The 24,041-nt window shown below is 61.8% G+C and carries 22 protein-coding genes and 1 riboswitch; of the genes, 5 read left to right on the plus strand and 17 right to left on the minus strand.

Translation table 11 applies throughout. From position 1 onward, the window contains the following. Positions 1–263: 263 nt before the first annotated feature. The 9 genes from ACP7A2_RS11070 to ACP7A2_RS11110 all read right to left on the minus strand — a co-directional run bounded on the left by ACP7A2_RS11070 (position 264) and on the right by ACP7A2_RS11110 (position 10,933). Positions 264–956 (minus strand): pseudouridine synthase, encoded by a 693-nt coding sequence (locus tag ACP7A2_RS11070; protein WP_426134231.1) that lies wholly within the window; start codon positions 954–956, stop codon positions 264–266. After that, positions 956–1,168, minus strand: a complete 213-nt coding sequence (locus ACP7A2_RS11075; protein WP_375069250.1) for a cysteine-rich CWC family protein — start codon at positions 1,166–1,168, stop codon at positions 956–958. The genes ACP7A2_RS11070 and ACP7A2_RS11075 overlap by 1 nt, the downstream gene beginning before the upstream one ends. A gap of 64 nt (positions 1,169–1,232) precedes the next feature. Continuing rightward, positions 1,233–3,005, minus strand: a complete 1,773-nt coding sequence (gene atzF, locus ACP7A2_RS11080; RefSeq protein WP_426134232.1) for an allophanate hydrolase — start codon at positions 3,003–3,005, stop codon at positions 1,233–1,235. Between the two features lie 28 nt (positions 3,006–3,033). Next, a complete protein-coding gene (uca, locus tag ACP7A2_RS11085; protein ID WP_426134233.1) occupies positions 3,034–6,657 on the minus strand; it encodes an urea carboxylase in 3,624 nt (1,207 codons plus the stop codon). Between the two features lie 258 nt (positions 6,658–6,915). Then, complete coding sequence (locus tag ACP7A2_RS11090; protein WP_348057918.1) at positions 6,916–7,545, minus strand: urea amidolyase associated protein UAAP2; 630 nt, start codon at positions 7,543–7,545, stop codon at positions 6,916–6,918. A gap of 9 nt (positions 7,546–7,554) precedes the next feature. After that, positions 7,555–8,280 carry an urea amidolyase associated protein UAAP1 gene (locus tag ACP7A2_RS11095; protein ID WP_426134234.1) on the minus strand — a complete coding sequence of 242 codons (726 nt, stop codon included), beginning with the start codon at positions 8,278–8,280 and terminating at the stop codon, positions 7,555–7,557. Continuing rightward, complete coding sequence (locus tag ACP7A2_RS11100; protein ID WP_426134235.1) at positions 8,277–9,041, minus strand: ABC transporter ATP-binding protein; 765 nt, start codon at positions 9,039–9,041, stop codon at positions 8,277–8,279. The genes ACP7A2_RS11095 and ACP7A2_RS11100 overlap by 4 nt, the downstream gene beginning before the upstream one ends. Beyond that, entirely contained in the window at positions 9,038–9,853 is an 816-nt protein-coding gene (locus ACP7A2_RS11105) for an ABC transporter permease (RefSeq protein ID WP_348061400.1), read from the minus strand. Before ACP7A2_RS11105 ends, ACP7A2_RS11100 begins: the two co-directional genes overlap by 4 nt. 12 nt (positions 9,854–9,865) lie before the next feature. Beyond that, on the minus strand, positions 9,866–10,933 hold the full coding sequence (locus ACP7A2_RS11110; RefSeq protein WP_426134236.1) for a putative urea ABC transporter substrate-binding protein: 1,068 nt from the start codon (positions 10,931–10,933) through the stop codon (positions 9,866–9,868). A 60-nt stretch (positions 10,934–10,993) separates the two neighbouring features. Beyond that, positions 10,994–11,095: riboswitch (guanidine-I (ykkC/yxkD leader) on the minus strand. Between the two features lie 312 nt (positions 11,096–11,407). Between ACP7A2_RS11110 and ACP7A2_RS11115 the strand changes: the two genes are divergently transcribed. Next, the gene (locus ACP7A2_RS11115; RefSeq protein WP_426134237.1) at positions 11,408–11,767 is read left to right on the plus strand and encodes a hypothetical protein; all 360 of its coding nucleotides are present in this window, start codon (positions 11,408–11,410) and stop codon (positions 11,765–11,767) included. Positions 11,768–11,930: 163 nt separating this feature from the next. Then, a complete protein-coding gene (locus ACP7A2_RS11120; RefSeq protein WP_426134238.1) occupies positions 11,931–12,356 on the plus strand; it encodes a DUF3757 domain-containing protein in 426 nt (141 codons plus the stop codon). A 12-nt stretch (positions 12,357–12,368) separates the two neighbouring features. On the opposite strand, the gene ACP7A2_RS11125 is transcribed toward ACP7A2_RS11120, so the two are convergent. Beyond that, the gene (locus tag ACP7A2_RS11125) at positions 12,369–13,481 is read right to left on the minus strand and encodes an enoyl-CoA hydratase/isomerase family protein (RefSeq protein ID WP_426134239.1); all 1,113 of its coding nucleotides are present in this window, start codon (positions 13,479–13,481) and stop codon (positions 12,369–12,371) included. A gap of 135 nt (positions 13,482–13,616) precedes the next feature. Here ACP7A2_RS11125 and ung point away from each other — a divergent pair, with 135 nt between their 5' ends. Continuing rightward, on the plus strand, positions 13,617–14,309 hold the full coding sequence (gene ung / locus ACP7A2_RS11130; RefSeq protein ID WP_426134240.1) for a uracil-DNA glycosylase: 693 nt from the start codon (positions 13,617–13,619) through the stop codon (positions 14,307–14,309). Between the two features lie 131 nt (positions 14,310–14,440). On the opposite strand, the gene ACP7A2_RS11135 is transcribed toward ung, so the two are convergent. The 5 genes from ACP7A2_RS11135 to ACP7A2_RS11155 all read right to left on the minus strand — a co-directional run bounded on the left by ACP7A2_RS11135 (position 14,441) and on the right by ACP7A2_RS11155 (position 19,891). Beyond that, a complete protein-coding gene (locus tag ACP7A2_RS11135; protein ID WP_426134241.1) occupies positions 14,441–15,472 on the minus strand; it encodes an AbrB family transcriptional regulator in 1,032 nt (343 codons plus the stop codon). Beyond that, positions 15,465–16,979 carry a tripartite tricarboxylate transporter permease gene (locus ACP7A2_RS11140; protein WP_426134242.1) on the minus strand — a complete coding sequence of 505 codons (1,515 nt, stop codon included), beginning with the start codon at positions 16,977–16,979 and terminating at the stop codon, positions 15,465–15,467. Before ACP7A2_RS11140 ends, ACP7A2_RS11135 begins: the two co-directional genes overlap by 8 nt. 1 nt (position 16,980) lies before the next feature. Further along, positions 16,981–17,439 carry a tripartite tricarboxylate transporter TctB family protein gene (locus tag ACP7A2_RS11145; RefSeq protein WP_426134243.1) on the minus strand — a complete coding sequence of 153 codons (459 nt, stop codon included), beginning with the start codon at positions 17,437–17,439 and terminating at the stop codon, positions 16,981–16,983. Between the two features lie 128 nt (positions 17,440–17,567). Beyond that, complete coding sequence (locus ACP7A2_RS11150) at positions 17,568–18,551, minus strand: Bug family tripartite tricarboxylate transporter substrate binding protein (RefSeq protein ID WP_426134244.1); 984 nt, start codon at positions 18,549–18,551, stop codon at positions 17,568–17,570. Positions 18,552–18,598: 47 nt separating this feature from the next. Next, complete coding sequence (locus tag ACP7A2_RS11155) at positions 18,599–19,891, minus strand: OprD family porin (RefSeq protein WP_426134245.1); 1,293 nt, start codon at positions 19,889–19,891, stop codon at positions 18,599–18,601. 236 nt (positions 19,892–20,127) lie between these two features. On the opposite strand from ACP7A2_RS11155, the gene ACP7A2_RS11160 reads away from it, so the two are divergent. Further along, positions 20,128–20,799 (plus strand): response regulator, encoded by a 672-nt coding sequence (locus ACP7A2_RS11160; protein WP_375069271.1) that lies wholly within the window; start codon positions 20,128–20,130, stop codon positions 20,797–20,799. Beyond that, the gene (locus ACP7A2_RS11165) at positions 20,792–22,177 is read left to right on the plus strand and encodes a sensor histidine kinase (protein WP_426134246.1); all 1,386 of its coding nucleotides are present in this window, start codon (positions 20,792–20,794) and stop codon (positions 22,175–22,177) included. Before ACP7A2_RS11160 ends, ACP7A2_RS11165 begins: the two co-directional genes overlap by 8 nt. On the opposite strand, the gene ACP7A2_RS11170 is transcribed toward ACP7A2_RS11165, so the two are convergent. Beyond that, positions 22,178–22,999: an HDOD domain-containing protein gene (locus tag ACP7A2_RS11170; RefSeq protein ID WP_426134247.1), complete on the minus strand. Its 822-nt coding sequence runs from the start codon at positions 22,997–22,999 to the stop codon at positions 22,178–22,180. It lies immediately after the preceding gene. 36 nt (positions 23,000–23,035) lie between these two features. Beyond that, the gene (locus ACP7A2_RS11175) at positions 23,036–23,977 is read right to left on the minus strand and encodes a YgfZ/GcvT domain-containing protein (RefSeq protein ID WP_426134248.1); all 942 of its coding nucleotides are present in this window, start codon (positions 23,975–23,977) and stop codon (positions 23,036–23,038) included. Positions 23,978–24,041: the final 64 nt, after the last annotated feature.

The following is a 24,041-nucleotide window of genomic DNA, read 5'->3' on the forward strand; positions in this document are numbered from 1 at the left end:
CTGCACGAGCTTTATGACAGGTAGGCATACGCCTGGAAGATGAGCGCCCATGTCAGTCCGATGACGGCAGGTCGACGGCTTTTATTAGGGTGGGCTGTTTGCCTGAGAGGCCCGTGAATCAAGCGCGGGCGGGGCAAGGTGTTTCTTGGAGGTTATAGGCGACTCGCCAGTCATGAACCGGCTGCCAAGAGGAATTCAAGCAGCCGATACGCGACCTCGCAAGGCGCCAGGCTGGTTTTTTGCCATCATCGGCTGAACGGTCGTCAGACCTGTCGTATTTCATCGTCGGTCAGCGCCCGATACTCGCCGGGCGCCAGGGCTGTATCCAGCACCAAAGGCCCCATTCGTTCGCGATGCAGGCCGATAACCTTGTTATCAAAATGCCCGAACATGCGCTTCACCTGGTGATAGCGGCCTTCGATGATGCTCAAGCGTGCGGTCGTCGGGCCCAGTAGCGCCAACTCGGCGGGCTGGGTCGTCAGGTCCTCGAAGGCGAAGTAGAGGCCGGTCTTGAAGGTCGCCGCGTATTCCGGGCCGATGTGCTGCTCGGTTTCCACGAGGTAAACCTTTGGCAGTTTGGTTTGCGGTTGTGTCAGGCGCCGCGACCATTGGCCGTCGTTGGTGATCAGCATCAGCCCGGTGGTGTTGAAGTCCAGACGGCCGGCAATATGCAGCTCGCCCTTGTCCGGTTCATCCAGTAAATCGAGCACGGTGGGATGCACCGGGTCAGTCGTGGCGCTCACGCAACCCGCAGGTTTATGCAGCATGAAATAACGCGCCGGTTTGCCCGCCTGCAGCACTTGATCGTCAACGCACACGTGGCTGAATTCGCGCACTTCATGGTGTGGATCGCTGACGGCCACGCCGTCAACACTCACCCGTCGTTCAACCAACAGCACGCGCACTTGCTGGCGATTGAAGCGTGGCAGATTGCTGAGGAACCGATCCACGCGCATTACGGCTGTTCAGCCTCGCGCAGGTGCGCGTCCACCTGTGCGCATCGCGGGCACAGGCAGGCCTTGTTGCGCAGTTCGTCCGGCAGCGCTTCGAGCACCGCCGGGTCAATGGTGACGCTGTAGCACCAGCAGGCTTGGTCGGCGGTGCGCGGGTCGGCCAGGGCGCAGTCGTTGCGCGCGCCACAGGCGGGGCAGAGGGTTGGCGTGGTCATCGGTCGGTTCAGGCACTGATCGGGCAAGGCCCTGGAATTCCCTGCACGATACAGCGCCGTCCCGCTATTGCAAGCTGTGCAGGTAGCCGCGCCAGCCGCCGAAGTGGCTGATGTCCACGGCGCCGTTCAAGCCGTAGGGCTCGCAGATAAACCCGGTTTCCCAGCGCCCATCCGCCAGTTGCACTTTGCCAAGGCCCAAAGGCGCAGGTATGCCGGTGAGGAACGAGCCCAGTTCGCGGCTCGGCAATTCCCACACTTCCACTTCGATGGCCACGCCGCCTTCACTGACGCGCAGCATGCCCGGACGATACGGCGGCCCGCCTGCGAGCGCGAACAGTTGATAATCCGGCGAGCTGTGGGTGCGTTCCAGCAAGCGTGCGCCACGGCGCAGCAACTGGCCGTTAAGCGCCAACCCTTGCAAGTGCGCGCCACACACCACCAGCCGCGTGCCGTCATGGCTGGCGATGCCAGCGGGAGCCACCAGCGTTCCATCCTGCTGGCGCTGCAAGGCATCCGCCACGCCGAGCAGGTATTGATCGGTAAACGTGCGGCCGAACAGCGTCACGCCCCACGGCAAGCCGTTGTGCATAAAGCCACTGGGCACCGCAACGGCGGCGTAATCCAGCAGGTTCATGAAGTTGGTGTAGTAGCCCAATTCGGCATTGCGCAGCACCGGTTCGGCGCGCAATTCTTCCCGCGTCACCGGGCGGCCGATGGTTGGCGTCAGCACGCAATCGAGACCTTCCAAAAGAACATCGCACTGCGCTTTGAGGGATTGCAGGCGGTACTGCGCCCGGAAGGTATCGACACCAGTGACCGCCGGCGCCTTGGCCAACACCGCGCGAATCACCGGCAGCACGGCGTCGGGGTCACGCGCCATCAACTCACCGGCGACGCTGTAGCGCTCGGCCACCCACGGCCCTTCGTAAAGCAGGCGTGCGGCCTCAAGGAAGGGCGACAAGTTCAGGGCGACCGGCTCGCCGCCCAGGGCGATCATGCGGTCGATGGCTTGTTGAAACAACTGCGGGCCTTGTTCGCAGCCGAAGAATTCCAGATCCTCCTGACGCGGCACGCCAAAGCGAAACGGCCTCGGCGCGCCAAACGCCGACGCGTCATTCCACGCCGGATTCTGGCGGCTGTAGGCGTCCAGCGGGTCAAGTTTGGCGGTCAGCGCCAGTAACTGGCTGGCTTCCCGCGCCGTTCGGGTAAACGTCGTGACGCAATCCTGCGTACGGCACGCCGGCACTACGCCGGCCGTGGAGATCAGCCCTTTGCTCGCCTTGAGCCCCACCAGATTATTCAGCGCCGCCGGCACGCGCCCGGAGCCCGCCGTATCGGTGCCCAAGGCGAAGCTTGCCACACCCAGGGCGACGGCCAGCGATGACCCCGCACTCGATCCACCCGATGGGTATTGCGCCAGCACGCTGTTAGGGCAGGCGCCATAGGGCGAGCGACCGCCATTGAGCCCGGTGGCGAACTGATCGAGGTTGGTCTTGCCCAGCGGCACCGCGCCCAGCGCGATCAACTGCTCGACTATCGTCGCGCTGCGCTCGGGCACATAGGCAAACGCCGGGCAGGCCGCCGTGGTGGGAATACCAGCCAGATCGATGTTGTCCTTGATCGCAAACGGCACGCCGTACAACGGCAATTGCGAAGGGTCGCGACCTTCCAGTGCGACCAGATAGGGCTCCAGTTCCGCCACACTCAGCAAGTGGATAAACAGGTGATAGTCGGGGTTCAACTGTTCTGCTTTTCCCCGCAGCGCCAGCAGCAACGTGCGTGGCGTAGTATCGCCGCTGAGGTAGGCATTGCGCAGGTTGTCCAGTTGCAGGTTCATGGCTTGTCCGCCTGTCAAAAGAGAAAAGTCAGTCACGTTCCAGCACCATCACACGTTGCCCGGCGCCAATGCCGCTGCCGGGTTGCACGGGAATTTCGCGCACGGTGCCGGCGAACGGCGCAACAACAGGAATTTCCATTTTCATGGACTCCAGAATCACCAGCACATCACCGGGTTCAACCCGCTGGCCAGCGGCAACCTGCACCTGCCAAAGGTTGCCGGCGATGGGGCTGTCGATGCTGCATTCGTTGGCGCCCAGGGGCGTGTCTTCACTCAGCGGCGCCGCCTGCTCTTCGCTGTCGAAGTGCGCCTGACCGCTGGCGATCCAGCGTTCGCGCTCGGCATTGAAAGCCTGCTGCTGATGCTCACGAAACGCGCCGATGCTTGAGGCTTCCCGCGCCAGAAAATCCTGATAGTCCGCCAGGTTCAGCTGGCTGTGTTCGATGCTCAATTCAAAACGCCCGAGCGGGAAGTCGCGGCGTATTTTTACCAATTCCTCGGCGCTCACCGGATAGAACCGGATCTGGTCGAAAAACCGCAGCAACCACGGCTTGCCATCAAACGCCGCGACTTCCCGGTAGCGGTTCCACATTTGCAACGTGCGCCCCACGAACTGGTAGCCGCCGGGGCCTTCCATGCCATACACGCACAAGTAGGAGCCGCCGATGCCTACCGAGTTTTCGGCAGTCCAGGTGCGCGCCGGGTTGTATTTGGTGGTGACCAAACGGTGGCGTGGGTCCAGCGGCGTGGCGACCGGTGCGCCGAGGTACACGTCGCCCAGGCCCATCACCAGGTAGCTGGCGTCGAACACCGTGTGGCGCACTTCGTCGAGGTTTGCCAGGTCGTTGATGCGGCGAATGAATTCAAGGTTGCTCGGGCACCAGGGCGCATCTTTGCGCACGGTGGTCATGTATTTTTCGATGGCGAGCTGGCACGCCGGGTCGTCCCACGACAGCGGCAAATGCACGATGCGCGAGGGCACTTGCAGGTTTTGCGTGGCGCACACGGTGGACCATTCCTGAGTGATCAGCGGCAGCAGATCGGCCAGGGGCAACTGTTCAGGCTGGTAGTGGATTTGCAACGAGCGAATGCCTGGCGTCAGGTCGATCACGCCGGGCAGGGCGCGGGCTTCGAGGGCTTGCATCAGGGCGTGGCCGCGAAAGCGCAAGACCAAGTCGAGTTCGGCGGCGCCGATTTCCAGCAACAGGTGGGTGTCGCCGGCGAGGCGCGCGACCAGACGAGTATCGTCGTCGCCTACATCCAATACCACTGGCGACTCGAGATAACTGTGGGAGCCGGGCTTGCCCGCGATGGCATCACTGGGGTCTGCCTGCAGGACCGAGTTGCCTGTATCGCAGGCAAGCCAGCTCCCACATTGATCCCATTTCAAGGCGAGATCACGGGCAGCCTTGAGGTTCACCGGTTCGAAACGCAGCTTGTCGCCCGCCTTCAGTTGCCCGAGCTGCCAAAGGTCGGCCTCGATCACCGTCACCGGGCACACAAACCCGCCGAGGCTCGGACCGTCCGGCCCGAGGATTACCGGCATGTCACCGGTAAAGTCCACGGCTCCGATTGCGTAAGGGTTGTCATGAATATTCGACGGATGCAGCCCCGCCTCACCGCCATCCGTACGCGCCCATAACGGCTTCGGTCCGATCAACCGCACGCCGGTGCGGCTGGAGTTGAAGTGCACTTCCCATTGGGTGGCAAAGAAGGTGTCGATGTACTCGGGCTTGAAGTATTCCGGTGCGCCATGGGGGCCGTAAATCACGCGCAGTGTGCGCACCTGGGCCAGCGGTTCCGGGATCAGTTGTTGCCCGGCGTTGGCATCCACCAAGGACGTCAGGTGCAACACATCCCCGGCGCGCAAGGCCCGTCCGCCATGCCCGCCAAACTGGCCGAGGGTGAAGGTGCTTTTACTGCCCAAGTAGTCCGGCACTTGCAGCCCGCCGCGTACACACAGGTAGCTGCGCGCGCCGGCCCCGGCGATAGTGCCGAGGCTCAGCACCGCACCCGGTTCAATCAGCAAGGCGGTATTCATCGGCACGGGTTCGTCATTCAGCAGCAACGCAATGTCCGCCCCGGTCACTGTCACAACCGCCGCGCAATTGAAGCGCAGCAGCGGCCCGCTCATGGTGATTTCCAGCGCCGCCGCGCCGTCGTTATTCCCCAGCAGACGATTGCCCAGGCGCAGCGCACGGCTGTCCATCGGCCCTGACGGCGGCACGCCGACGGCCCAGTAGCCGAGACGGCCAGGGTAATCCTGCACACTGGTTTGCGTACCGGCGCTGAGCACCTCAACGGTGTCGGCGGTGTAGACCAAATCTTCCAGGCAACGCGTCCAGGGGCGGCCGCTGGCGAACGGTGCGGCGAGCAGAATCTGGCGCAAGTAATCGCGGTTGGTTTCCACGCCGTAAAGCTGACTGTCGCTCAGGGCTTGATGCAGGTCCAGCCGCGCTTGTTCGCGGGTGGGCGCCCAGGTGATGAGCTTGGCGATCATCGGGTCGAAGTAGGGCGGGATCTCGCAACCGGCTTCAACCCAGGTGTCGATACGCAAGCCATCGGCAACCGGGAAATCCACGCGGGTCAACAGCCCTGGGCTCGGCTGGAAATCCTTGCCCGGGTCTTCGGCGTACAGCCGCGCCTGAATGGCATGGCCGTTGGGTTTCAGCGCCAGCGTGTTCAATGGCGGCAATTCACCGGCGGCCAGTTGCACCATCCAGCGCACCAGGTCGACGCCCCAGACTTGTTCGGTGACGCCGTGTTCCACCTGCAAGCGCGTGTTCACTTCGAGGAAATAGAAGCGCCCGTCAGCGCTGTCAAAGATAAATTCCACGGTGCCTGCGCTGCGGTAATTGACGGCTTTGGCGAGGGTGATCGCTGCCGAACACAGTGCTTCGGCCATGCCGTCAGGCAGGTTCGGCGCCGGGGTTTCTTCGAGGACTTTCTGGTTGCGTCGCTGCACCGAGCAGTCACGTACGCCGAGGGCGATCACCTCGCCCGCGCCGTCGCCAAACACCTGTACTTCAAGGTGGCGAGCATGCTGGATGTATTTTTCGATAAACACACCGGCGTCGCTGAAGTTGTTCTGGCCCAGGCGTTTGACGGCCTCGAAGGACTCACTCAACTCCGGCGCACTGCGGCACACGCGCATGCCGATACCGCCGCCGCCGGCCGTGCTTTTCAGCATCACCGGATAGCCCACGCTGTCAGCGGCCGAAAGCGCTGCATCGAGGCTGTCGAGTAGCTCGGTACCTTCCAGCAGCGGGACTTGATGCTTTTTGGCCAATGCTCGCGCGGTGTGTTTGAGACCGAAGACGCGCAACTGTTGCGGCGTAGGGCCGACAAAGGCAATGCCCGCGTCTTCACACGCTTGCGCAAAGGCTGCGTTTTCCGAGAGAAACCCATAGCCGGGATGAATTGCTTTGGCGCCACAGGCCTTGGCCGTGGCGAGAATTTTTTCCACCGCCAGATAGGTGCCCGCCGCCGCGCCTTCGCCGAGGCTGTAGGCCTCATCGGCTTGGCGGATATGCAGGCTGGCGGCATCCGCCTCGGCGTACACCGCGACGCCTTTGACCTGCAGTTCGCGCAAGGTGCGCAGGATGCGACAGGCGATAGCGCCACGGTTGGCGATCAAGAGTTTTTCGAACATGGCAAAACCCTGCGGGCCGTCCCGCAAAGTGGGGTAGGCGCTACGGTCGTCCGCAGCGCACATTCTGAAACAGATGCAGATCAACTGTGGGAGCCGGGCTTGCCCGCGATGGCGGTGTGTCAGCTAACCCATTTGTAGGTTGATACACCGCTATCGCAGGCAAGCCAGCTCCCACAGTTGAGCTTCATTGTTTGTTAAGGCACTGCCCGGCGCGGGATTGGCACAGTGTGAAAAGCCAAATGCGCAGGCGCTTGAGCTTCAGTTCCATACCAGTAACTCCGCAGGGGTCGGGTTGTAGGCGTTGCAAGGGTTGTTCAGTTGCGGGCAGTTGGAAATCAGCACGATCACGTCCATCTCCGCGCGCAGGTCGACGTACTTGCCAGGGGCGGAAATACCGTCTTCAAACGTCAGCCCGCCGTCAGCCGTCACCGGCACGTTCATGAAGAAATTGATGTTCGGCCCGATGTCGCCTTTACCCAGCCGCCCGTCGTGGGCGCAGGCGCGCAGGTAGTTGTCGCGGCAGCTGTGCATGTAGCGTTTTTCCAGGGCGTAACGCACGGTGTTGCTCTCTTGGGCGCAGGCGCCGCCGAGGGTGTCGTGGCGCCCGCAGGTGTCGGCGACGATGGTCAGCATCGGCTGGCCGAGGTTGGAATACAGCACGCTGCCGGTGCTCAGGTAGACGCTGTTTTGCCGGCGCAAGGTGCGTTGCACGTCATAGCGCTCGCGCGGGTTTTTGAGGCTGTAGAACAGCGTGTCGACGGCCTGGTTGCCCTCAAGGTCGAGGATGCGCAGGGTCTGGCCGGCCTTGACTTCCATCAGCCACGGCTCGCCGGCGGGAATGGTCGCGCGGTACACCGCTGCGTCAGGTTGTTTCAGTGCGATAGACATGGCAGCTCCTCAAGCGAACAGGCGGTCGGTATTGATAAAGCCGCGCTCGTTTTCCGGGCGCGAGGTGCGGCAGTGTTCGGCGACGCTTTTGTCGGCGTTCATCAGGCTGAGTTTCAGCGGTTGTGGGGCATAGTCGGGGTTGGGGTCCATCGGGTGTTGCAGGGCGGTGAGCACCACCAGCGTGTCCATCGGTGCATACAGTTCGATGTAGTCACCGGCTTTGGAATTGCCCGGCACAAAGTGCAAGGCGCCGTCTTCGTCGACGCTGACGCGGCTGAACAGGTTTAGGGTCATCAGCACGTCGGACAGGCCCAGCCCCCACTTGCCCAACTCCACCAGCAGGTTGTCGGTGCCGTTGCGATAAAAACCGTTGCGCAGCTCTTGATAGCGCCCCTGGCCGTATTTTTCGGCCACTTCCGCGGCACATAACACGCCGCCGATGCTGTCACTCCAGCCGCAGGTGTCGGCCGCGATCGCAGCGAGCACGCGGCCCATGTCCGAATACAGGCAATGGCCCGTGGTGAGCTTGGCGGTGTGTTGGCATTTGAGGCTGTCGGGCAGGTTCAGGCGCTCGGTTTTTTCGTTGGCGTTGAGCAACGTCAGGCTGACATTGGCACCGCCACGCAGGTCGGTGAGGCGCAGCAATTGGCCGCGCTTGAGCACGAAAGAACGGTGGCCGCCGCCGGGGAGCATTTCCTCGGCGAACGGTGGGAACAGTTGAGTGGAATCGGTCATGTGGAAATAGCTCCAGGTTCGGCGGCGAGCGCTTTGCGGCGCTCGCTGTTCAAAGGGATGTCGTAGGTGATGCGGGCGCCATACGCGCCGGGGGCGTGGGGGTCGACGCGGACCTTGTCGAACACCAGCAGGCGCGTGCCGAGGCTGAAGCCTTCGCTGAGGTCGTGGGTGACCATGAACACGGTCAGCCGGGTTTCGCGCCACAGTTCCAGCAGCAACTGGTGCATGTCTTTGCGAATGCCCGGGTCGAGGGCGCCGAAGGGTTCGTCCAGCAGCAATACGCGGGGTTTCATGATCAGCGCCTGGGCGATGGCCAGCCGTTGTTGCATGCCGCCCGAAAGCTGCGCCGGGTACTTGTCCAGGGCATGGCCGAGGCCGACTTTTTGCAGCAGTGCGCAGGCCTGTTCCCGTGCGTCTTTTTTCGCCTTGCCGAACAGCCGCCCGAGCAGGCGTGAGCGCGGCAGTTCAAGGCCAAGGGCAACGTTGTCCAGCACGCTCAAATGCGGGAACACCGAATACCGCTGAAACACCACACCACGGCTGGCATCCGGCTCGGCAGCCAGCGGTTGGCCGTCGAGCAGGATCTGGCCTTTGCTCGCGGTTTCCTGGCCCAGCAGCAGGCGCAGAAACGTGGACTTGCCGCAGCCCGAGGTGCCGACCAGGGTGCAGAATTCACCCTCGGCGACGTGCAGGTTGAGGCCTTCCAGCACCACTTGGTCGCCGTAGCGCTGCCACACATTGTTGACGCTGATAAAGCTCATGCCCGCGCTCCTTCGTACCAGGGGAACGCGCGCCGGGTCAGGGCCTTGAGGCCCCAGTCCATCAGCCAGGCGAGCAGGGTGATCCACACTACGTAGGGCAAAATCACGTCCATTGCCAGGTAGCGGCGCACCAGGAAGATCCGGTAGCCCAACCCGTCGGTGGAGGCGATGGCTTCGGCGGCGATCAGAAACAACCACGCCGAGCCGAGCATCAGGCGCAGCGAAATCAGCAGGCGCGGCAATAATTGCGGGAGCACCACGCGCAGCATCAGCGTCCAGGTGGAAGCGCCGAGGGTCTGCGCTTTCACCAGCAACTCCACGGGGATTTCCCGCGCGCGCTGTTCCAGGTCGCGTGCCAGCGCCGGGGTGATGCCGATGACGATCAGCATCACCTTCGACAATTCCCCAAGCCCGAACACGATGAACAGAATCGGCAGAATCGCCAGCGGCGGCACCATCGACAGCACCGTGAGCAGCGGCGACAACGGCGCGCCAAACAGCGGCAACGTTCCGGCGGCGATGCCCAGGCACAGACCCGCGAGGGCGCTTATCCCTAAGCCGATTGCGAGGCGGCGCAGGCTCGACGCGCTGTCTTGCCACAGCACGTATTCACCGGTGCGTGCATCAGCGCTGAACGCCAGGCGTTTTACCGCGTCGCCCATTTGCACGGCGCTTGGCAGCAGCTTGTCGTTGGGGTTTTGCGCCAAGCGCTCGGCCGAGCCCACGAAGTAGGCAAACAGCAGCAACGCGAACGGCAGCAACACCAACAGCAGGCGGCTGGAGCGCTCCGGGTGACGGTTGATCAGGCGCATGGCCAGGTCCTCTTACAGCGTGCCGTCGGTGGCCATCTGTACGTAGCTGGGGTCGAAATGCAGCTTGAGGTTGGCCGTGTCGCCGCTGGTCACGCCATTGGCGAAGCTCATGCCCACGGCGCCGGTGTCCTTGGCGCCTTCACCAAGCAGGCCATGTTCAAACGAGAACTGCGCGACCTTGCGCATGGTCGCCGGCAACTGCGCGCTGGTGGCGAAGGCCAGGGCTTCCTTCGGCGTGGCGAACAGCTTGGTGGTGTCCAGTTGCGACTGGAAACCCTTGAGGTCGGTGCCGGAGGCTTTTGCCATGTGTTCCAGCGCCTCGGTGCTGGCGGCGTTCTTGGCATTCATCAGCGCGACCACTTCAAACCAGGCGCCGGTGAGCGCTTTGCCCAGCTTCGGGTTGTCTTTGAGGGTCTGGGTGTTGACCACCATCATGTCCATGATTTCGCCGGGCACTTTGCTTGAGTCAAACACTTCGCTGACGCCCGGTTTGGCCTTGATCTCGGACAGCATCGGGTTCCAGGTAGTGACGGCTTGCACCTGATCGGTGTTGAAGGCGGCGGCGATGTCGGCGTCGGAGGTGTTGACCACTTTCAGGTCTTTTTCGCTGAGGTCGGCGGACTCCAGCGCGCGGGCCAGCAGGTAGTGGGAAACGGAGAGTTCCACCAGGTTGACGTTCATGCCTTTGAGGTCGGCCACGGTTTTGCCGGTGCCTTTGATCACCACGCCGTCGTTGCCGTTGGAAAAGTCGCTGACCACCAGCGCGGTGCTGTCCACGCCACCGGCGGCGGGGATGGTCAGGGCGTCCATATTGGTCATGGTGCAGCCGTCAAACTGGCCGGCGGTGTATTGGTTGATGGATTCGACGTAGTCGTTGAGCTGGACCATGTCGATGGTGATGCCGTATTTCCTGGCCCACTTGTCGAGGATGCCGCTGCTGCCTGCGTACTCCCAGGGCATCCAGCCGGCGTAGATCGTCCAGCACACACTGAAGTGATCTTTGGGGGCGGCCTGGGTTTGGAAGCTCAGCACGGCGGCGAAGGCGGCGGCGAGCAGGGCGGGTAAACGGGGTGATGGCATGGGTTTTCTCCAGTTGAACATGGGCGAGCAGGAGCAACGCGGCACCGTAAACGGTGGCTTGTCTCCCGGGCTTTTATCCCGCCGTGTAACCTCAACTGGAGGTCGCCAACTCTCGGACCAGCCACTCGCGTCAAGCGAGCCGGAACCCTAGTCAGCCATTGCAAATTGTGGTGCCGCGAACCTGTTATGAATCCTGCACGGGGTAGGCAAAGCGAGAGTCGTGCCAAGTGGCAGGCAAGCGTGTAGATCGCGGGTTTGCGTGCGAGGGGAATAGACCGGTAACTGTTTGTGCATTGCGCTGGTGCGCGGTCGCACTGCAATGAGGCGATCGGTTCGTCTGAAACACATGTTTCAACCTGTGTCGAAAACGCACCAGATTCGGTTTTCGATGTCAGATATTTCGTCATTCAGTGAAAGCTGAATGCCGCTCCCCAGCGTCGCTGGAGGTGCTCTTCCGCGGTCCAGGAGGCCGCCATGTATCGACGACTGCTACTCACCGCTTTGCTTGGCCTGACCCTTTCAGCTTGCGTGCCCTACGATGGAGGCGTTACCTACTATCGCTCCGAGGTTTATACCGCCCCGGCACCGGCGTACTACTACGGCGGCCCGACGTATTATCAGTCCGGACGCAGCTATTACGCCCCACCGCGCTACTACGCACCTCAACCACGCTATTACTCGTCGCCGCGTTATTACCAGCCGGCGCCGCGTTACTACCCCAGACCCGGTTACCGGCCTTATCCGAACCAGGGCTGGGGGGGCGGACACTGGGGGAATGGGGGGCACGGTCGTGGCGGCGATCATGGCGGGGGGCGCGGCGGCGGCCATCGTTGAAGGCTTTTGATGTAAAGCGGCGCTTCGAGCGCCGCTTTTTTTTGCCTGCCATTCGTCGGGACTGTCAAATCTGACAGCTATTGCGAGGGTTTCAGCCGGGATTCAATGCGATAGCGCCGTCGTGCGTATCCGGTGTACCACTAGGTAATGGAACCAGCGCTTTATGATCAGTCAACTAACGTGCCTGTGTTTTCTGGCGGGGGCAGGTATCACGCAAGTTTACGCAGAACAGAGTTGCCCCTATCCGTCGTCGATCAAATATGTAAATGGCTACTTCGTGGCCAATAACGGGCAATCTCAGTGGAAAAGCCACGAGGTTGATTCGCCCAACTTCGCCAACAGTTTTATTGGCGCACTCTTCACACCGAGCAACGGCAAGGAGCGGGAAAATGGCCTTCTGGACCGGTGCGTTTATCGGATGGGCAATGGGAAGACGGTGGCCTTGCAATATGACCGGCCCGGTCAGCCCACTACCATGTCGCTGACGAGCTCCCTGCATTGGGAACTCGCCGTCGATCCATTGAAACTGGATGTTTACGTTTGCCTGGACAGCCAACCGGATAATTGTGCATTTACCGTTGAAATCTGAAGGGGCGACCCGTTAATAGTCGGACAGGTCTGCCAGAGGGTGCCTGCCTTCCCACGCTTTGCTGAAGTGCGCTTGCACCACCGCATCGGGCACGGTGTTGATGTCGGGCCAGTGCCAGTGAGGTGCCTGGTCTTTGTCGATTAGCCGCGCACGCACCCCTTCGCTGAATTCCGGATGACGGCAGCAATTGAGGCTTAATGTGTATTCCATCTGGAACACTTCGGCCAACGACAAATGCCGCGCCCGTTGAATCTGTTCCCACACCAGGTGCGCGGTCAGCGGGCACCCTTCGCTGAGGGTCTTGCCGGCGCGGCTGAACAACGGGTCGGCGTGGTCGCGTAACAGGCTCAAGGCGCGCCAGGCACAACGCACATCGCCTACATCCAGCCATTCGTCGATCTGAGCCCGGCGCGGCAGCCATTGCGCTTCGGGTTGCTGGTCGACAGCTTCCTGTGCCAGCGCCCTGAGCAGGCTGTTGAGTTGAATGGCGGTTTGTTCCTGCCAGTTCAGTTGCAGCAGGCCTTCGATCAACTCGTCTTGCTGGTCGTCGCGCAGAAAGCGGTCGGCCAGGCCCAAATCCAGAGCGTCACGACCGTTGATGTGTGCGCCGGTGAGGCCCAGGAACACGCCGAGCTTGCCGGGCAAGCGGGACAGGAACCAGCTGGCGCCCACGTCCGGGTACAAACCGATGCTGATTTCGGGCATGGCCAGGCGGCTGCTCGGCGTGACGATGCGCACGGCGGCGCTCTGCAGCAGACCCATGCCGCCGCCCAGCACATAACCATGGCCCCAGCAAATCAGCGGTTTGGGGTAGGTGTGCAGGCGATAGTCGAGGCGATATTCCGCCGCAAAAAAGTCTGCGGCCAGCGGCGGCACAACGCCTGGCTGTTCACGGCAAGCCTGCGCCAGGCTGCGTACTTCGCCACCGGCGCAAAAAGCCTTGGGGCCGTTGCCGCGCAGCAGCACGCAAGTGACGTTCGGGTCTTTGGCCCACGCATCCAGGCGTTCGTTCAGGGCCAGGATCATCGGCAGGGACAGTGCGTTGAGGGACTTTTCAGCGTCCAGGCTGGCGATGCCGAGGCGGGCACCGTTGTTGCCGGTCAGCTCTTCGAAGTGCAGGTTCATTGTGACCTCAATCGAGACAGTGAAGGCTCAGTATGATCCCTTCGCGGGAAAGTGCCGGTTGTGTGTCAGATCAATTGACAAGCGGGGTCGGCTTTCCTAGGGTTCGCCCATTCTTTTTTACGCGATGACCCCACCATGACCGATGGCGACCGTATCAAACTCGAACCCAGCTGGAAACACGCCCTGCGCGAGGAGTTCGATAAGCCCTACATGGCTGCATTACGCGAGTTTCTGCGCCAGGAACATGCTGCCGGTAAAGAGATCTATCCGCCTGGCCCGCTGATTTTCAATGCGCTTAATTCCACGCCGCTGGACAAGGTCAAGGTTGTGATTCTCGGCCAGGACCCGTATCACGGCCCCGGTCAGGCCCACGGTTTGTGCTTTTCAGTGCAGCCAGGCGTGCCAACGCCGCCCTCGCTGGTGAACATCTACAAAGAGCTCAAGCGTGACTTGAACATCGACATCCCCAACCACGGATGCCTGCAGAGCTGGGCCGATCAGGGTGTGTTGATGCTCAACACCACCATGACCGTCGAGCGCGCCAATGCCAACGCCCATGCGGGCAAAGGCTGGCAGCACTTTACCGATCGGGTGATCGAAGTGGTCAGCGAGCATCAGCCGCACCTGGTGTTTTTGCTGTGGGGCGCGCATGCCCAGGGCAAGCAGAAGCTGGTGGATGCCACCAAGCACCTGGTGCTGACGTCGGTGCACCCGTCGCCGCTGTCGGCGTATCGCGGGTTTTTGGGGTGTGGGCATTTCAGCCGGACGAACAAGTTTCTGGAGCAGAATGGCGAGACGCCGATCGAGTGGCGGTTGCCGCCGATTTAAGACCAATCACGATCAAATGTGGGAGCTGGCTTGCCTGCGATGACTGACTGTCAGTCGACAGATTTGTTGGCTAGCCTACCGCTATCGCAGGCAAGCCAGCTCCCACATTGGAATTGTGCAAAGCTTCAAGATCATTCGGGCTGGCGATTCCAGTGCCTGAACAACGGCTCCGCCAAAAACAGCACAAACAACAAACGCATCACCTGCATTGCCGTGACCAGCGGCACCGACAGTTGCAAGGTCTCCGCCGTCAAACTCATCTCAGCAATGCCGCCCGGCATCATGCCCAAGGTCAATGAGCGCAAATCCAGGTGCGTCAGCGCACTCAAGCCCACCGCCGCCAATGTCGCCAGCGCCATGGTCAGGGCCGTCCCGATCAATGTGCGGCCCATGAACGCCGGCGCCCGACGAAAGAACTGACGGTTGAAGTGGCAGCCCAAACCACTGCCGATCAACCATTGGCCAATCTGGCTGCCGCCGTCCGGCAGGCCGATGTGCAAGTCCCATAAAACACTCGCCGTAGCACTCACCAGTAGCGGCCCGAACAGCCACGGGTTTGGCTGACGCAAACGCTGCCAGCCCCAGGCGACCAGCGCGCCTATCGGAAACAGCACCGCCAGCCACATCCAGCTCACCGGCGCGGGGTGAAACTGCGGTGCGCCGCCCTCCAGCAAATACTTGAAGATCGCCGGAACACACAGCACCACCACCAGCACCCGCAAACTCTGCCCGGCCGCGACACGGCTAAGCACCGCGCCATTGCGTGCGCCGAGGTTGACCATCTCGCCGGAACCGCCCGGCATGCTGGAGAAAAACGCGGTAGCGCGGTCTTCACCGCTGCGGCGCATCAACCACACGCCGACAATGCTCGACAGGCTGGTGACCAGCGCGCCGAAGAAGATCAAACCGAAGTGGCTCATCACCTGCTCGATCACCAGCGGGGTGAAGTGCAGCCCGATGCCGATGCCCACCACCCATTGGCCGCATTTGCGGCCGCCGGGTATTTCGGCCAACTGCCACGGCGTCAGGCAGCGCACCAGGATAATCGCCAGCAACGAGCCGACCATATACGGCAAAGGCCAGCCGACAAGGCTGGCCAGGTAACCGCCGGCCAGGCCGACCAGCGGTGTTCCCCACCATTGTTTAAAGCTGACCTCAGACATCGGCCACGGCACGACGCTGCAGGGCGCGTTTGCGGTAGATGCGCAGTAACGGCACAAACAGCATGATTGCGGTCAGTACCCACACACCAAAAGTGATCGGGCTCGACCAGAGGATTTCCAGTGCACCGTTGGAAATCGATAGCGCGCGGCGCAGGTTTTGCTCCATCAAGCCGCCGAGGATAAAGCCCAGCAGCACCGGCGACAGCGGGAAGTCCAGCTTGCGCAGGATGTAACCGAAGATGCCAATGCCGACCATCAGGAACAGGTCGAAAGTGGTGGCGTGAACGGCGTACACACCAATCGCGGTAATGATGGCGATCACCGGCACCAGCGCCCAGTTCGGCACGGCAAGGATGCGGGTGAAGATGCGGATCATCGGGATGTTGAGGATCACCAGCATGATGTTGGCGATAAACAACGAAGCGATCAGGCCCCACACGATGTCCGGTTGCTGTTGGAACAGCAGTGGGCCAGGCGTGATGTTGTACAGCGACAGCGCGCCGATCATCACCGCCGTGGTGCCCGAACCCGGTACGCCGAGGGTCAGCATCGGCACCAGGGCGCCGCAGGCGGATGCGCCAATGGCGGTTTCTGGAGCGGCGAGGCCGCGCATGTCGCCCTCGCCGAATTTACCGCTGGCACCGGCCAGGCGTTTTTCGGTCATGTAGGCAACGGCTGATGCCAGGGTCGCACCAGCCCCCGGCAACACGCCCATGATGAAGCCGAGCAGGCCGCAGCGGATGTTCACCACAAACACCGACGACGCTTCCTTGAAGTTGAACATCATCCGCCCGGTGGCTTTTACCGCTTCCTGGCCACGGTGGGTTTTTTCCAGCAGCAACAGGATTTCGCTGATGGAGAACAAGCCCAGCACCAACACCACAAACTGGATACCGTCGGTGAGGTGGATGTTATCGCCGGTAAAGCGGTACACGCCGCTGTTGGCGTCGATGCCGACCGCCGACAAAAACAGGCCGATCAGTGCCGCCACAAACGTCTTCAATGGTTTATCGCCCGCCATGCCGCCGAGGCAAACAATCGCGAACACCATCAGTACGAAATATTCCGCCGGGCCGAAGGCAATCGCCCATTTAGCCAACAGCGGCGCAAACAGCACCATGCCGCAGGTGGCGATAAACGCGCCGATGAACGAACTCCATGCCGACAGCGACAGGGCTACACCGGCCAGGCCTTTGCGGGCCATCGGGTAGCCGTCGAGGGTGGTCATTACGGTGGAGGCTTCGCCCGGAATGTTCAGCAGGATCGAGCTGATACGGCCGCCGTATTCGCAGCCCAGGTACACCGCTGCCAGCAGGATCAATGCCGACTCCGGTGGCAGGCCGAGGGCGAAGGCGATGGGAATCAACAAGGCGACGCCGTTGATCGGACCCAGGCCCGGCAGCAGGCCGACCACGGTGCCGATCAAGGTGCCGCACAGCGCGGTCACCAGGTTGTAGGGGGACAGTGCAACGCCGAAGCCCTGGCCCAAATAGCCGAAAGTATCCATATCAGTTCTCCAGAACGTCGAGCAGGCCAAGGGGCAGAGGCACATCCATGACTTTATCGAACAACAGATAAAGACCGATGGCCATCAGGCTGACGATCACCACACTGGGCAACCAGCGGCCGCCATACAGGCGCGCCATCGGGATGCCGATCAGTAGGCTGCTGAGGATGAAACCCAGGGATTCGAAGGTGCCAGCGAACACGATCAGCAATGCCACGCAAATGCCGATCTTGATCAGGGTGGCGCGGTCCAGTGCCGGTTCTTCTTCAGTATGTTTGGTCGCCTGCGGGCGAATCAGCATGTAGATCAGTGCCAGGCTCATCAGCCCGAGCATCAGCAGCGGGAAGGCGCGTGGCCCCACCGGCTCGTAGGAAAATGCTGCCTGATACGGCCAGGCCATCAGCGCGAGAATCGCGCAGGCCAGCAATAGCACACCGGCGAAAATGCGTTGTAAGAGCATAGGAAACTCCTTGGAGTCTTGTAGGCGCGAGCTTGCTCACGAAGAACCCAAGGGCGGCGCGTGTAGCCAGGCAGCACGCGTCATCGTTGAGGTTGTTCGCGGGCAAGCCCGCTCCCACAGAGGGGCAGTTACTGGATCAGGCCGAACTCTTTGGCCAGCACTTTGTAGTCAGCCACCTGTTTCTTCACGTAGGTGTCCAGTTCCGGGCCGGTCATGGCGAACGGGAACAGCTCGCGCTGGTCACGCAGCTTGGCGAACTCTTCGGAGGCCAGCAGTTTGTCGAACGCCTCTTTCCACCAGGCGTAGTCGGCATCGCTGACTTTTGGCCCGAGGTAGAAACCGCGAACCACTGGCCAGACGATGTCGTAGCCTTGCTCTCTGGCGGTCGGAATGTTCTTCATTTCCGGCTCGTTCAGGCGCTCTTCGGCGAACACCGCCAGCAGGCGCATGTCACCGCTGAGGATGTGCGGCATGGAGTCGGAGATGTCGGTGCTGCCGACCTGGATATGACCACCGAGCAAGGCAGTGGCGATTTCGCCGCCGCCTTCGAGGGCCACGTAGCGCAATTCGCGCGGGTTGATCCCGGCGGCCTTGGCGATCAGGGCGGTTTGCATCCAGTCCTGGCTGCCGACGGTGCCGCCGGAACCAATCACTACGCTGCCTGGATCTTTCTTCAGGGCTTTGACGAGATCGTCGAGGGTCTTGTAGGGCGAATCGCTTTTCACCGCGATAGCACCGTAGCTGGTGCCGACCGCCGCCAGCCAGCGCACGGCGCTTTCATCGAAACGACCGAACTTGCCCTGGGCCAGGTTCAACAGCGAACCGCTGGACCAGGCCACAAGCGTGCCGCCGTCCGCCGGGCGCTGGGCGACCACTGCGTTGTAGGCCACCGCGCCGACGCCGCCGGGCATGTAGGTCACGCGCATGGGCTTGCTCAGCAACTTTTCGTTGACCAGCGCGCTTTGCGCCAGTTTGCAGGTCAGGTCAAAACCACCGCCAGGGGAGGCGGGGGCGATGCACTCCGGGCGCTTGGGTTCGTCGGCGGCCAGCAGGTGGCCGGCGAACATCATGCAGCCGGCAGTGAGGGCCAGTTTACGCAGTGAAAAGGTCATGGTTTTCTCCGTCTTGTTGTTATGAGTTGCTGCTTGCCTGAGTGCACTTACCACAGTGCGACGCTGTAGCTGACGAGTACGCGTACCTCATCTGCATCACGCGCCGAATAGTTGGTGCGGTAAGTGGCGTTGCGCAGGCGAAAGGCCACATCCTTGAATGTGCCGCTTTGCACCACGTAGCGGACCTCGCTGTTGCGTTCCCACTCCTTGGCGGTCTCGCCGTTCTTGAGCTTGATGTTGTCACCCGACAGGTAACGGCTCATGAAGCTCAAACCGGGAATGCCCAGCTTGGCGAAGTCGTAGTCGTAGCGCGCCTGCCAGGAACGCTCTTCGGCGCCGGCAAAGTCATTGATTTGGACAAAGTTGACCAGGTACGGGTCGCTGCCATCCACATACGGGAACGCGCTGTCACCGAACATGCGCTGGTAGCCGGCGCTGAGCTTATGGCCATTGAGGCCATAGCTGAACAGGCTGCTGAAGGATGTGTTGTCTATTTTGCCGCCACGCGCGCTGCCGGTGTCATCACTGATGGCCAGGCGCACGTCAGCGCCGACAGTGCCGGGGCCCATCGGGCGGGCGGCGACCAGGCCGAGAAAATGCTGGCGGTACACGTCATCGAGTTGGGCGAAGTGGTAGCTGCCGGTGATCTTGTCGGCAAACTTATAGTCCGCGCCACCGAAGTTGAAATGCTTGCCGGTGGCGCCACTGAGGAAGCGGCTGTTCTTGTTGTTGAGGGCGATGTCTTCGTAGCTGGTGTCGTCGCGGTCCCTGGCCTTGTCCAAGCGGCCACCGGTAAGCACCAGGTTTTTGAATTCCTTGGAGGTCAGCAAGCCGCCGTTGAAGGTCTGCGGCAGAATGCGGCCGTCGTTGGGCTTGAGGATCGGCAATTCAGGGATCAACGAACCGATTTTCAGCTCGGTGGCGGAGACTTTCACTTTGCCGGTCACGCCCAGCTTGGAGTACTCGTTGGCGGCGCGGCCATCGTCGTGCGTTGGCAGCAGGCCGGTGCCGGTGCGGTCGGGGCTGGAGTCGAGTTTGACGCCGAGCATGCCCAGCGCATCCACGCCGAAGCCGACGGTGCCGTCGGTGTAGCCCGATTGCAGGTTGAGCATGAAGCCCTGAGCCCATTCGTCACGCTTGGATTGCAGGGCACCGGTGCCGTCGCGAAAGTCGCGGTTGAAGTACATGTTGCGGGTTTCGAGGGTGCCGCTGCTGTCTTCGAAAAAGGCAGCCTGACTCATCGGCGAAAAGCCGGCGAGGGCGGTAGCACTGGCAAGGGTGGTCTTGGCAAGACGAGAAAAACGAACAGGCGAGGCGGCCTGGCGCTGAGTCGACAGCATCGTTATGTACTCCGTTATTGTTCTTATTTTTGGCGAAAACGCTTCGAGGCGTTTTTCGGGCGCTGCGGATCAGGCAGCTGGGCGGGCATTGCCCACCGTCGCTGGATGCTAAAGGGCGAAGCTTTCACTAACCTTTCAGTTGCCTTTCAATGTTTTCGGGCTTCACAGGGCAGTCGGCGCCTGTAAACTGCCCGGCAAAGCGTGGCGTCGACCATGCCCGAACGAGGTAAAAATCCATGCGTGTTCTCTTGGTTGAAGACCATCTGCAACTTGCCGAAAGCGTCGCCCAAGCGCTCAAGGGCATGGGTTTGACCGTTGACGTGCTGCACGACGGCGTGGCTGCGGACCTGGCCTTGAGCAGTGAGGAATACGCGGCCGTGGTGCTCGATGTGGGCTTGCCGCGCATGGACGGTTTCGAGGTATTGGCGCGGTTGCGGGCGCGTGGGAAAAATCTGCCTGTGCTGATGCTGACCGCGCGCAGTGACGTGAAGGACCGCGTTCACGGCCTGAATCTGGGCGCTGACGACTACCTGGCCAAGCCCTTTGAACTGACTGAATTGGAGGCGCGGGTAAAAGCGCTGCTACGGCGCAGTGTGCTGGGCGGCGAGCGTCAGCAAACCTGCGGGGTGCTGGTCTATGACCTGGATACTCGACGTTTTACAGTGGGTGGCGAGCTGATGACGCTGACGTCCCGCGAGCAGGCCGTACTGGAAGCCTTGATCGCTCGCCCGGGCCGGGTGATGAGCAAGGAGCAACTCGCCTCCCAGGTTTTCGGGCTGGATGAAGAAGCCAGCCCCGACGCCATCGAAATTTATGTGCATCGCCTGCGCAAGAAGCTCGACGGCCAGCCCATCGCCATCGTGACCTTCCGTGGCCTGGGCTATTTGCTGGAAGCCCGTGATGCATAAGCCCAGCAGCCTGCGCTGGCGGTTGCTGTGGAACCTGGCGCTGTTGCTGGTGGTGTTGATGCTCGCCAGCGGCATGAGCGCCTACTGGAACGGTCGCGAAGCCGCCGACACCGCCTACGACCGCACCTTGCTGGCCTCGGCGCGCACCATCGCCGCCGGTCTGACCCAAGTGGACGGCACCCTGAGCGCCAACGTGCCGTATGTGGCCCTGGACACCTTTGCCTACGACAGCGCCGGGCGCATTTATTATCAGGTCAATGACATTGATAAAAAGCTGATCTCTGGCTACGAAAACCTTCCCGGGCCGCCGCCTGGCACACCGCGCACCGATCACTACCCGGCGTTGGCGCGGTTCTACAACGCCACGTATCAGGGCCAGAATGTGCGCGTGGTCAGCCTGCTCAAGGCGGTCTCCGAGCCGAATATGAATGGCATGGCAGAGATTCGCGTCGCGGAAACCGATGAAGCGCGCGAGAGCATGGCCCGTAGCCTCATGGCCGACACCTTGCTGCGCCTTGGCATGCTGGCCATCGGCGCGTTGCTGCTCGTGTGGTTTGCCGTCAGCGCCGCGTTGCGTCCGCTGGAGCGTCTGCGCACGGCGGTGGAAGAGCGCCAGCCCGACGACCTGCGGCCGCTGCCGCTGGTCGAGGTGCAAGATGAATTTGGCCCGTTGGTGCGTTCGCTCAACCACTTCACCGAGCGTCTGCGCGGCCAGTTTGAGCGTCAGGCGCAGTTTATTGCCGATGCCGCCCACGAACTGCGTACTCCGCTGGCGGCGCTCAAGGCGCGGCTGGAACTGGGCCTGCGTGCCGACGACCCGGTTACCTGGCGCAGCACGCTGGAAACCGCCGCCCAAGGCACCGACCGCCTGACCCACTTGGCGAATCAACTGCTGTCGCTGGCGCGTATCGAAAACGGCGCCCGGGCCATCGCTGAAGGCGGCGCGCAGTTACTCGACCTCAGCCAATTGGCCCGTGAGCTGGGCATGGCCATGGCGCCGCTGGCTCACGCGCGTGGCGTCGCCCTGGCGCTGGAAGCGGATGAACCGGTGTGGTTGCGCGGCGAGCCGACCCTGTTGAACGAGTTGCTGAGTAACCTGGTGGATAACGCGTTGGCCCACACGCCGCCGGGCGGCAATGTGATTCTGCGCGTCACGGCGCCAGCCGTTCTTGAAGTTGAAGACGATGGCCCGGGTATCCCGCTGGATGAGCGGGACCGGGTGTTTGAACGTTTCTATCGCCGGAGCCAGCAAGGCATGGGGTCGGGGCTGGGGCTGGCGATCGTCGGGGAAATCTGCCGCGCGCATCTGGCGCAGATCAGCCTGCACGATGGCGAGTTGGCGGGGTTGAAGGTGCGCGTGAGTTTTATCGCGGGTTGATCAGTAAAACATTGAGCGCGCTTCATCCAGCTCTGCGCGAAGGGTTTCGCTGGTGGGGTCGACTCGCAGATTCTTGATTGCCGGCAGGTCCGCAAGGGCTACGTGAGCCAGTGGATGATCGGTGCCGCGGTGGCAATACAGCACAGCCACTTGCACGATGTCGATGTAGTCCAGGCGTGGGGAGTCGCGTTCCAGGTCCAGGTATTGCCCCGGCAGTTTCGCCAGCATTTCCGGAAAATCCCAGCCGCCCAACAGTTTGTCCCCCAGCGCCGGATGAATGCTTTCGATCACATGGTTGAGGCTGACCGGGTCGGACAGCAGTTCGTAATGGTCTTCGGCGTACGTAAGAATGGGCAGTACGCCAATCTGATGCACCAAGCCGCCAAGTGCCGCTTGATCAGGCTTGAGCTGGCTGTGACGGCGGCACAGGGCATAACTCACGCCCGCTACTTCCAGGCTGCGACGCCACACTTCACGCATTTTCAGTTCGACGACTTCCGAGCGGGCGTGGAAGATCTGTTCCATCACCAGGCCAATTGCCAGGTTGCTGCTGTAGTTGGTGCCCAGCCGAGTGATAGCAGTGTGCAGGTCGGTAACTTCCTGGGTTGCACGCAGCAGGGGGCTGTTGACCACTTTGATCAGGCGCGCTGACAGCGCAGTATCGCGACTGATCACTTTGCTCAAGTGGCTGATGCTGATATCCGGGTCTTCGGCGGCCTGACGAATCTTCAGGGCCACTTCCGGTAATGTCGGCAGAACCAGGTCATCGTTGCCGATGGCCGTTACCAAAGCCTGTTGGACTTTTTCCGCCAGCTTGTTCATTCATACTCTCTAGGTGCTGCAAAAAAGGTACGGCGATTAACGCTGGATCTCTCGATCACGGTCCAGTGAGTATGGCAGCTCCAGCAGATGCAAGCCGGGGCCTTCGACGGTCGCCAAGTGCACATCGCCACTCTCGGCAGCTTCGGCTTGCAGCACGGCCAGAAGTTCAATGGTGCTGCCAGCTTTTGCCGCGATGACGACTTCGCCGATCGCGCTGTTGTGGCTGGGCGCGAACAGCGGCGTGCCGGGTTCGGGCAATTGGGCGGCATCCAGGCTCAAGCGGTACAACCGGCGCTTGAGCTTGCCCAGGTACTGCATGCGCGCGACGATTTCCTGGCCGGTGTAGCAGCCTTTTTTGAAGCTGACGCCGCCGACGGCTTGCAGGTTGAGCATCTGTGGGATGAACAGCTCGCGGGTCTGCGGCATCACCTGGCCGATACCGGCGCGGATCTGGCCCAGCAGCCATTCATTCAATTCGGCTTGTTTCAGCATAGCGGCCAATTGATTACGCACACAGTCGGCGCTCTCCGCCGGTACCCAAAGCTCGGCGCGACCAGGGGAGACGCGAATGGCGAGCAGGGTTTCGGTGCGCGCGACGCTGTCAGTCTCGGCAGGCAGTTCCAGGCCAAGGCTGACCAGCGCCTGATCCGCATTCGCCAAGCCAAAGCGCGCCCAGGCGGCGCTTTCGTCGGTGAGTTTGGATTTGGAGAACACGGCGTATTTCTTCAAGTCTGCCAGCTGCGGTTCGAGCAGTTCAGTGGCCATGGCCAGAAGGACGCCGTCACCTTGCAACACGATGCGAAAGCTCGACTGCATGCGGCCTTTTTGCGTGCAGCGCGCGCCCAGGCTGGCCTGAGTGTCGCTCAGGTAATTGAGGTTGCAGGTCAGTTGCCCTTGCAGGAACTTGGCGGCATCGGAACCGCGGACGGCAAGAACGCCTTCGTGTGACAGGGGGCAGAAGAAAGCAGAGTCAGCCATGGTTCATCGCAGGTAAAAAAGTGATGGGTGCATCATAGAGGGGCGCCCGTGAAATGGATAGTTT

Origin of the sequence: Pseudomonas sp. PWP3-1b2, from assembly GCF_049896045.1 — a bacterium.
Taxonomy (GTDB): domain Bacteria; phylum Pseudomonadota; class Gammaproteobacteria; order Pseudomonadales; family Pseudomonadaceae; genus Aquipseudomonas; species Aquipseudomonas antarctica_B.